Source organism: Bradyrhizobium sp. JR4.1 (assembly GCF_040548605.1).
GTDB lineage: Bacteria > Pseudomonadota > Alphaproteobacteria > Rhizobiales > Xanthobacteraceae > Bradyrhizobium > Bradyrhizobium canariense.
Genome location: NZ_JBEPRY010000037.1, coordinates 38,479 through 48,871, shown reverse-complemented (window position 1 = coordinate 48,871; position 10,393 = coordinate 38,479). Strand labels below are relative to the sequence as shown.

The 10,393-nt window shown below is 61.7% G+C and carries 4 protein-coding genes; 1 reads left to right on the top strand and 3 read right to left on the bottom strand.

Annotation, left to right across the window (positions count from 1 at the left end; all coding sequences use genetic code 11):
- Window positions 1-1,110: 1,110 nt before the first annotated feature.
- The 3 genes from ABIB90_RS38240 to ABIB90_RS38230 form a co-directional block, all read right to left on the bottom strand.
- Window positions 1,111-5,937 carry an NAD-glutamate dehydrogenase gene (locus tag ABIB90_RS38240; protein ID WP_354202599.1) on the bottom strand — a complete coding sequence of 1,609 codons (4,827 nt, stop codon included), beginning with the start codon at window positions 5,935-5,937 and terminating at the stop codon, window positions 1,111-1,113.
- 169 nt (window positions 5,938-6,106) lie between these two features.
- Entirely contained in the window at window positions 6,107-6,526 is a 420-nt protein-coding gene (locus ABIB90_RS38235; protein ID WP_354171727.1) for a CBS domain-containing protein, read from the bottom strand.
- Between the two features lie 233 nt (window positions 6,527-6,759).
- Window positions 6,760-7,230, bottom strand: a complete 471-nt coding sequence (locus tag ABIB90_RS38230) for an aminoacyl-tRNA deacylase (protein WP_354171717.1) — start codon at window positions 7,228-7,230, stop codon at window positions 6,760-6,762.
- 406 nt (window positions 7,231-7,636) lie between these two features.
- On the opposite strand from ABIB90_RS38230, the gene ABIB90_RS38225 reads away from it, so the two are divergent.
- Window positions 7,637-10,369, top strand: a complete 2,733-nt coding sequence (locus ABIB90_RS38225) for a UPF0182 family membrane protein (RefSeq protein WP_354202598.1) — start codon at window positions 7,637-7,639, stop codon at window positions 10,367-10,369.
- Window positions 10,370-10,393 lie beyond the last annotated feature (24 nt).

The window sequence follows — 10,393 nt, the reverse complement described above, 5'->3', positions numbered from 1 at the left end:
GTAAACGACTTTGAAACCCCTCGACAACCCGTTCGGCACGAGGTTGTCACCCATGTCTTAGGTACGACCTGTTACCTATGTCTCCGGTCTGGACAGAGGAAAAGCGGTAGCGGTCTCCTGACTCGAACCCCCGACGCCTCGTCCTGTCGCGTGCTGCGCGTATTTGGTACCGGGACATTCCGACAAATGGAAATCCAATTGTGGATTTAATGCACGTTCAACGAGTCTTTTGTCGGAATGGCCATTGATCTTACAGATAAATCATACGCCTCTTCGGGTCCCAGGTTCGAGCCCTGGTGCGCCGACCACTCTTAAGCGATTGGCCCGCAAGCACGCTTTCCTCCTAAAACCGAAACCGCGTGGCACCGATTTGGCACCGTCAAACGGGAGGCTGTGACGCGCTAAAATATTTTTTGCGGCATGCGTTGGGTTCTTACTCCATGCTTGTGGTGGATAGTAATACCATGCGGTGGATCAAGGTATTTCGTCCTAAGAGAACAGATTGAGATCGCTGCGACAGCAGATTGAATCTAACAGCGGCCCGATTCGAGCATAAGGTTCCCGAGCGTGCATCGGCGCATGCGGGGCGCGGGGCTATGCCAGGCCCTGTGGGTGGGTTAAGCCACGACTACTGGATGCTGCGTAGCACGCTTGGCCGGTTGCTCTAGCTAGGGAGCGCCATTGCCGTTTCGCTAACGACGTCGCCGATCGATCATCGCCATTGCGGCGCTTCCCGTGGCTTAGCGGATCCTCGCCACAATTTCGGGCCGGTTCTTCTCGAGCCAGGCCACGGCGTCAGGTCCATCGACGACGCATTCGAAGGTTTCCCAGGTTGGGTCCTCCAGCGATTCCGGTTGCAGTCGCTTTGCTGCATAATCAATGGCTCGTGCAAGCGTTCGTATCCTCGTCGGCGCTCAAGGGAATCTCCAATCGCCGTGCTGACCCATCCTCGTTGGGCCAAATCGATAATGCTCGGAGCGTCAGCCTCGTTGAACCAAGTTGTGGCATCGAACTCGATGCAGCGGAGATTATCGGCGGTATGGCAAGTCGCGTGGATCATGGGAGTCCTCCGTTCGCCGGCCAAGTTTCACATCCCTGCCTCGCACGCCCTCAGGCTTTGACCAGATCCCCCAGCAAGTTCGCGGCCACAGTCAGCTTGGCGAGCGTCAGTCCGGTGGCGGCAATTTCCTCGACCGAGCGGCGGATGCGCGTCGCTTCGGGGTGAGCCGCGAGCCAGGTCTCGACGGCCTGCTGGCCGGACTGGCCGGTTGCCAGCATATGCGCTGCCAGTCGTCTTTCGGCGCCAGCGATCTGCTCAACGGCGCGATCGATGGCCATACGTTCGAAATAATCGTTTGCCAGCACGCTGCGCGCGGCGGCAACGATCCGGTCGAGCCGGAAATTCGCCTCGGCGGCAAAGAACGTCGCGGCGGCATCGCTGATGCTGCGGCCGGTGCGCTCCGCCACGGTCACGATATCCGGTGCCGAGACCAGGGCGTCGAGATCGGCGAGTTCGCAGGCGAGCCCGGCCGGGACGCCGGCATCGGTCAGGTCCTGCCGACGCTTGGCACGTGCGGGCTGCAAGTCCGTCGGCAGGGTGGTGTCGAGCCCGGCGACGATCTGGCGGATAGCTTGGCCGAAGCGCGCGACAACGGCCTCCAGCCCGTCCTTGAAATCAACATTGCGCACGTACCAGACCATGCGGGAGAGCAGGAGGTCCTGGATCGCCGCGTAGAGGCTGAGCTGCAACTGCCCGTCGATACGTGTGTCGAGCGCGTCGATCTCGTCATTGAGCCGCCTGAGCTCGTAGATCGCGTCCACCGCCACCTGCGCCATGACGATGGTCGAGATATCGGCGTCGGTCTCGTCGGTCAGGCGCACGATGCAGGCCGGGCCCGCGCGGTTGATCACGGCATTGACGAGACTGGTTGCGATGATCTCGCGTCGGAGACGATGGAGCTCGACCGCGCTCGGGAACTTGTCGGGAATCTCGCGCGGGAAGTAAAGGGTCAGTCTGCGGGCGAGATAAGGATCGTCCGGCACGCTGGTGAGGAGCAGGTCCTCGTAGAGCGTCAGCTTGGAGTAGGCGAGCAATACGGCAAGCTCCGGCCGTGTCAGGGCTTGGCCGCGCCGCGTTCGCTCGGTGAGCGCTGCGTCGTCCGGCAAGAACTCGACGGAGCGGCTCAGCAAACCGCGCTGCTCGAGCGACTGCATCAGGCGGGTGAGGAAGCCGGTCTCGGCCACGCCTTTGCGCTCGGCGAGCGAGAGCGCCAGCGTCTGCAGGTAGTTGTTGCGCAGCACCAGCGTGCCGACCTCGTCGGTCATCGTAGCTAGCAGGCTGTTGCGGTCGGCGGGGCTGAGGCGTCCCTCGCGTTCGGGGCGCGCCAGCGCGATCTTGATATTGACCTCGAGGTCGGACGTGTTCACACCGGCCGAGTTGTCGATGGCGTCGGTGTTGAGCTTGACGCCCTTCTGCGCCGCTTCGATGCGGCCGCGCTGGGTGACGCCGAGATTGGCGCCTTCGCCGATCACCCGGGCGCGAACATCGGCGCCCGCGATGCGGATCGGATCGTTGGCGCGGTCACCGGCCTGATCGTCGCTCTCTCCCGATGCGCGGATATAGGTGCCGATGCCGCCAAACCATATAAGGTCGGCGCGCGCTTTCAGGATCGCGGTCATCACCTCGAACGGCGTAGCCTGCGGCTTGTCGAGATCGAGCAGGCTCCGCACTTCCGGTGCGAGCGGGACCGCCTTGAGCGTGCGCGAGAACACGCCGCCGCCTTGCGAGATCAGCGACTTGTTGTAGTCCTGCCAGCTTGATCGCGTCAGGTCGAACAGGCGCTTGCGTTCGGCGAAGCTGATCGTCGGATCGGGGGAGGGATCGATGAAGATGTCGCGGTGATCGAAAGCCGCCACGAGCTTTGTCGCCGGCGAGAGCAGCATGCCATTGCCGAAGACATCGCCGGACATGTCGCCGACGCCGACCACGGTGAAAGGCATGGTCTGAATATCGGTGCCGAGCTCGCGGAAGTGGCGCTTGACCGCTTCCCAAGCGCCGCGCGCTGTGATCCCCATCTTCTTGTGGTCGTAGCCCTGGCTGCCGCCGGAGGCGAAGGCATCGCCGAGCCAATGGTTCTTTTCGGCCGAAATCGCATTGGCGATGTCGGAGAAGGTCGCGGTGCCCTTGTCGGCGGCGACGACCAGATAGGGGTCGTCGCCGTCATGCCGCACTGTCGAACCGGGCGGCACGATGATGTCGCCGTCGAGATTGTCGGTGAGTTCGAGCAGCGAGCGAACGAAGATGCGATAGGCTTCGGTGCCCTCCGCGAGCCAGGCGTCGCGATTGGAAGGCGGCGGCAGGCGCTTGGGCACGAAGCCGCCCTTGGCGCCGACCGGCACGATTACGGCGTTCTTGACCTGCTGGGCCTTGACCAGGCCGAGGATCTCGGTGCGGAAATCCTGCGGCCGATCGGACCAGCGCAAGCCACCGCGCGCAACCTTGCCGAAGCGCAGGTGAATGCCTTCGACACGAGGCGAATAGACGAAGATCTCGTAGAGAGGTCGCGGCGCCGGCAAATCGTCGATCCGCCGCGCGTCGAACTTGAAGGAGATTACCGGACTCGGATGACCATCCTTGCCGATCTGCCACAGATTGGTGCGGATGGTCGACTGCACCAGATTGGTGAAACGGCGCAGGATGCGGTCTTCGTCGAGCGAGGCGACGGATTTGAGCTGCTCCTCGATCTCGGCAAGGAGAGTTGTCTCGCGCGCCGAACGCTCGCGATCGGTAAGGTCAAGGCGCGGATCGCAGCGGGACTGGAACAGCGCGACGAGGTTGGCTGTGATCCCGGCGTTCTTGCGCAAGGTCTCCCACATATAGTCCTGGGTGAAGGGGGCGCGGATCTGGTGCAAATAGCGCGACAATGCCCGGATGGTCGAGACTTCCCGCCAGCCGAGGGGCGTGCGCAGTATCAGGGCGTTGTATCCGTCGGATTCGGCGCGATCGGCGACCACCGCCATGATCGAGGCTTCCAGGCGATGGCTGAAGTCCGGGCTGATCTCGATCGGCTCGCCGTCGCTGGTCTCGATCGTCATGTCGTGCAGCCAGACCGGCTCGGGCCTGTTACCGGGCACGATCTGATAAGTGCGTTCGTTGACCACGCGCAGGCCGTGATTTTCGATCACCGGTACGCGATAGGATAGCGATAGCGGTGCGGCGTCCGAGAACACCTTCAGCCCGAAGCGCCTGGGATCGTCCTCGCCCTTGTCGCGGTGCACCGAAATCGTCACCGGGCGGGCTGGGGTCAGCCTTTCGATGGTCGCGATATCGGCGATGGCCTTCTCCGCTGTGAAAACCTCGGTATAGCCGCCGCTAAAGGATTGGGCATAGCGGTTGGCGAGCATGCGCGCCCGCATGCCGTCGGTCGACGCGGTGAGCGCGGCTTTCAGCTTGTCGGCCCAGGTCGCGGCAATGGCGCTGATCCCGGCTTCGAGCGTGGCGCGCTCGACGACGGGCGTCTTTCCTTCATAGCGCCCGATGATGAAGTGGACGCGCGCAAGCGCGCCTTCAGGGAACGATACGTAGGAAGCCGACAGGGTCCCCTTGTAGACCTGCGACAGGAAGGCTCCGACGCGCGTGCGGACGTCGGTGTCGTATTTGTCGCGCGGAATGAAGGTGAGGATGGAGACGAAGCGATCGAACTTGTCAACGCGCGCTAGCGCCCGGACGCGTGGGCGCTCGTAGAGGATCAGGACCTCGATGACGAAATTGTAGAGCGAGTCGACGTCGATCTGGAACAGCTCGTCACGCGGATAATCTTCGAGGATATGCATGAGCGCCTTGCCCGAATGGCCGTTCGGGTCGAAGCCGGCGCGCTGCAGCACCCGCGAAACCTTGTGGCGCACATAAGGGATCTGCCGCACCGAGCGGGTATAAGCCCCTGAGGTAAACAGGCCGACGACGCGCAATTCGCCCTCGAGCCGGCCGTCGGGTGCGTAGAGCTTGATGCCGACATAATCCATCCGGATGCGGCGATGGACGAGGCTTGAGACATTGGCCTTGATGACGATCAGCAGCGTCGGCTCGTGCATGAACTCGCGAATTTCCGATGTCATCACCACCATTTCGTTGCCGCGTCGCAGGACCTTCGTATCCGGATCGCGGAGGATGCCGAGGCCTTCGCCGGTCGTGATGTCGTCCGACGCATCGCTGTCGGGCGAGAAGCGATATTCGCGCACGCCGAGGAAAGTGAAATTGTCCGCGCAGAGCCATTGCAGGAACTGGTTGGCTTCGGCGACCTCGTCGATCGGCAGCGGCGGCGGATTGGAAGAGAACGTCTTGATCGCTTCCTCGACGCGGTCACGCATGGCGCGCCAGTCGGTGACGCAGGCGCGGACGTTGTTCAACGCCCTGGCGAGTCCGTCGATCAGCTTCTGGCGATCGGCGTCGGCGTCCAGGCGGGTGATATGGAGGTGAATCAGGCTTTCGCGTGCGCCCCTTGCTCCCTCTGGCAGTGCTTCACCGTAGAAGCGCAGCAGCTTGCCCTCAGCATCGCGCTCCACGGCGATGATCGGGTGGGCGACGAGTGTGACTTCGATACCCTGCTCGGCGAGCTCCGCCATCGTGGAGTCGTACAGGAAAGGCATGTTGTCGTTGAGAATCTCGAGCACGGAAATCTCGCGCCCGTTCGGCAACGTCGGATTGACCACGCGGATATCGGCGCAGCCCGACGTGCGCCGCTGTACATGCTCCCAGGCGTGCTCCGCCAGGAGGGCAAGCGAGGCGGCATCGTAATTGTCGAGATCCTCGATATTGCTGTAGCCGAACAGAGGCCCGGCAAAGGCCCGGGGGCTCTTTCCCGGCGGCACGCTGCCTGCTGCGTCGCGGATCAGGGTTGCGCGGGCCTTGTCGTCACGCCACGCCATCGTGTCCTCCATTTGCCGCGCCGTGTCCGCATCATTATCATTTTGCGGTCACACCGACGCAAAGTAGAGCACGTCGGGCCGCCGCTTTCGGGCCGCGCGATGGGTCCTTGTTAAACGGATGGCTCGGGCTCAGCTCAACGTCGGACCGAGCGGCGATCGCGAGAGGAGCCCTGGCCCTACTTCAGTGATGCGCCGCAACACTCCTGACGGTGTCGGTCAGCACATCACCGGACGCGGAATGGCTGACGTCACCCAGACTGATGATGCCGACCATCCGCTTGCTCTTGTTGATCACCGGCAGCCTGCGGACCTGCAGCTTCTCCATATGATGCATCGCCTTCGCGAGGTCATCGTCCTCCCTGCAGCAATGGATGCCTTCGGTCATCACATCGCGCGCTGTCGCGCGGCCGGCATCGAAGTTGTGGCTTGCGAGCCCTTTGCAGACGATGTCGCGGTCGGTCACCATCCCGACCAGCTTGTCGTCCTCGCCAACCGGAATGCAGCCGATGTCGTGCGCCCGCATTAATTTGGCAAGTTCGGTGATAGGGGTGTCAGGGCTGACCCAGTCGACACCCTTGTGCATCACGTCTTTGACCTTCATGGCGAGTCTCCGTTCCTGGGTTTCAGGTGCGTTGATGCAATGCAGCAGCGCCCCCATTTTCTGAACTGTACAACCGATCGGGTGCGGGGTCGCAGGAGAAAGCATCACTCCTTGGCGATCCGGCAGACAAACGCCGACGCTGTCGCCGTCACCCTTCCCAACGATTTAACGGCGACGTCGCGAGCCGCGTTCCCGCCCAGGATTGCAAAGGCATTGGGCGGTGCGCAGATTCCTCAGTCGTGCGCGCTAAAACGCCCGTGCGGTGCGTTGCTCGTCAGGCGCGCAAACTGCGCGTGACCCATATGAAGCAGCGTCTCATGATCGCCGGCTTCCATATAGATGTCCTGCTGTGCCTCGATGCTGTCGTCGACGATGATATCCAACCCGTAGCATTTGCCGACGGCAGGAACGGCACCGTGTGCACAGTCACTGAACAGCCGATTGATCTCGGTTGCATCGGCAATGTGGACATTGTCGCCGAGACTTGTCCTCAGGTCCGACAGGCGAAGGTGATGCGATGCGGGCAAGATGGCCAGCATGTATTCGCCGTTGCGCCGCAACACGATGCCTTTGGCGAGGCGGTCGCCCGAGATATGGCAGGTCTCAGCCGTTCGCGTGGACGTCATGCTGAGTTCGTGCGGGATCAGCTCGTATTGGATGTTTTCAGCGGCCAGGTATTTCTGGAGCGTGGGAGCAATCGCCATGACATCACCTCCGATGCAGAATGCAAACCATCCACCCCCGGCAGACTCTCGCCATAGGATGGGCGGCTGCCTATAGACCCAACACGGGTCTTCCGTCCGCAATTATATACGGGTTCGCAATTTTATACAGGGTGGCGCGCCAAGTTGCGCTATTCCGATATGATGCGGTGCGGCGCCGCTTCGAGAGCGCCATGTTGCCTGACGACCGACTGGCAGCGCCGGCTGCTTCAGCCGACCTCGCCCATTTGCGCTGCCGCGATGGCGGCGATGCAGGTTCTGGCAGCCCTGTCCTCGCTCGAGGCGCTAATCCCGAATCGGGCGGGCGGGCGTCTCTCATTTCCGCTATAATGAAACCATGACGATCGGGATTACCGGACCCGGAGGCAAGATACCGAGGCAAAGTGCCATGGTCGGGTTGATTGTTGCGGCCGTCGTCATTGGGATTTGCCTCGTTCTGCTTGCGCTCGCGAGCGACCTCCTGGTCGACTGGCTGTGGTTTGCCTCGATCGGTTATCTCCAGGTCTTTTGGACCACAATCGGCGCCGAAGCCGTCGTCTTTCTTGCAGTCTGGATCGGAACCACCGTCATCCTCTGGCTGAACGGATGGCTCGCGCTACGCTCTGCCCGACAGCGGCCGACGCAGTTCGTCGCCGCTCCGGCGTGGAGCGCCGCGGGGAACGCGCCGCCGGATCTGCTTGCGCTTGCGCGCGATCGATTGTCGTGGCCCTGGTTGATCACAGGCGTTGCGGCTTTGCTCGCTCTTCTTGTTGCGGCAGCCCAGGCCGGCAACTGGGGCGTCTTCCTGCGATTTGTCTATCAGGTGCCCTACGGCGCAGACGATCCGCTCTACAACAAGGACATCGGCTTCTACCTCTTCTCACTGCCCGCCTATATCCTCATCAAGAACTGGATGATGCTCGCGCTCGTTCTGAGCGGGCTTTTCGCCGCGGCGATCTACTGGGTGCACGGCGACATCGAATACGACGTTTACCGTCGATCAATATCGCCGACAGCGATCGCTCATGGTTCCGCTCTGCTTGGTTTTCTCTTCGCGGTAAAAGCCTGGTCCTGTGTTCTCGACCGCTATCTGCTGCTCTACGGCGACAATAGGGTCGTCGTCGGCGCAAGTTACACCGACGTGCATGTGGGGCTGCCGGCGTTGTGGCTAATGATCGGACTTTCGATCATCGCGGCGCTTACCGCCTGGGCGAACATCCGGGTTCGCACCTACCGGCTTCCGGCCGTGGCGATTGTGCTCGTCAGCGCCGGTACGTTCGTGCTGTCCGGCGTCGTCCCTGGGCTGTTCCGGCAGTTCTTCGTCAAACCAAGCGAGTTGGAGCTGGAGAAGCCCTACATTGAACACAACATCGCGCTCACCCGGCAGGCATACAATCTCGATCAGATCGCAGCCAGGCCGTTTACCGCCGAGCAGAAGCTTACCCCCGAGGCGCTCGAAGCCAACAAGGCGACAATTGAAAATATCAGGCTGTGGGACTGGCTGCCGCTGTCGGATACCTACGCGCAACTGCAGGAAATCCGCACCTACTACAAATTCCATGACCTCGACGTCGATCGTTACTGGCTCGATGGCTCCTACCAGAGCGTGATGCTCTCCGCCCGCGAACTGCGGTCCTCCCTGCTGCCGCCTAACGCCCAGACTTGGGTCAATCGCCACGTGCTGTTCACCCACGGCAATGGCGCGGTGATGAGTCCGGTCACACGCAAGAGCGCCGAAGGACTGCCGATCTTCTATCTGCGGAATATTCCTCCTGTCGCAGACGTCGGCCCCAGGATCGACGAGCCGCGCATCTACTTCGGCGAGCAGACCGACGACTACGTCGTCGTCAAGAGCAGCATCCCGGAGTTCGATTATCCGAAGGGGAAAGAGAACGCCTATGCGGCCTATGGCGGCGCCGGTGGCATCTCGATCGGGGCAATGGCCACGCGAATGCTGTTTGCTTACTATTTCAACGATCCGAACCTGCTTCTCTCAGGCTACATTACGATCGACAGCCGGATCATGATCCGGCGCAATATCAAGGAGCGGGTGAGCACGATCGCGCCGTTCCTCAGGCTCGATCATGATCCTTATCTGGTCGTCAGCAGTGGGCGCATGTTCTGGATGCAGGACGCCTACACGACGAACGCCTATTTCCCGTATGCAGAGCCCGCACAGGGGCTCGATCTCAATTACATTCGCAATTCGGTGAAGGTTGTCATTGATGCTTATAATGGGACTGTCGACTTCTACCTTATTGATTCAGGCGACCCGATTGCAGCGACCTACCAGCGCATCTTTCCGAACTTGTTCAAGCCGTTCACGACGATGCCGCCGGACTTACGGAGGCACGTTCGCTATCCGGAAGACCTGTTCATTATTCAGGCCCGACTGTACCAAGCCTACCACATGGAGGCGGCCGACGTTTTCTACAACCGCGAGGATCTCTGGCAATTCCCGCGCCAGCCGGGCGGCGACGGCATCTCGACGATGACCCCCTATTACATCATCATGCGCTTGCCCGGCGAACCGCAGGCCGAATTCTTCCTCATGCTTCCCATGGTACCGAGCCGCCGCGACAACATGATCGCGTGGCTCGCCGCGCGCTGCGACGCGCCCGACTATGGCAAATTGATTGTCTACGAATTCCCCAAGGAGAAGCTCGTCTACGGACCGTTCCAGATCGAGGCGCGGATCAATCAGAATACGGAGATCTCGCAACAGCTCACGCTGTGGAATCAGATGGGCTCGCGGGTGATCCGCGGTGCCAATTTGCTTGCGATTCCGATCGAGAACTCGATCCTTTACGTATCACCGCTCTATCTGCGGGCACAGCAAGGACACCTGCCTGAGCTGAAACGCGTGATCGCAGCCTACGGCGAACGTGTGGTGATGAAGGAGACGCTCGACGAGGCCTTGTCAGCGCTGTTCATCGAGCCTGGCGCGACGCGGCCGTTGTCGAGCTCGAAGGAGGAAATGCTTGTCACACGCCCGTCGGCAAGTCAGGCCCGGGAGGCGCTCGATCGCTACAATCAGGCCGTTGAACGATTGAAGTCCGGCGACTGGAAAGGCTTTGGCACGCAGTTCGACGCGATGCGCGAGCTTCTGGAGGACATGAGCCGGCACTCCACGGGCCATTAGCGCCGCGGCTCCTTCGGCGCCGGA